At 67.7% G+C, this 303-nt stretch carries 1 protein-coding gene; it reads left to right on the plus strand.

Going from position 1 to position 303, the window contains the following annotated elements; translation table 11 throughout:
- A partial coding sequence (locus QZH66_RS18965; RefSeq protein WP_305807314.1) for a PDC sensor domain-containing protein occupies window positions 1-303 on the plus strand: 303 nt, incomplete at both ends.

A 303-nucleotide genomic window follows, 5' to 3' on the forward strand; every position in this document is an offset into this window, starting at 1 on the left:
CTGCGCCTGCAGACGAACAGCTTCAACTCGGTGCTGATCGCGGACGAGCGGGGCCGGGTGCTTGCGACTTCTCCCGACACGCTGCAGATCCGGGGCCGCCAGCTCGATTCGCCCGGCGCGCAGGAGGCGCTGCGCGAACGCCGCCCCACGGTCAGCCTGCCTTACATGGCGGTGACCGGCAACCTGCTGGTGTTCATCTCCCACCCGGTCATAGACCGCGCCGGGCGCTACCGCGGCTTCGTCGGCGGCAGCATCTACCTCAAGCAAACCAGCATTCTGCACAGCCTGCTCGGCGAGCATTAC

It is taken from the genome of Stenotrophomonas sp. YIM B06876 (assembly GCF_030711595.1).
Lineage (GTDB): Bacteria > Pseudomonadota > Gammaproteobacteria > Xanthomonadales > Xanthomonadaceae > Stenotrophomonas.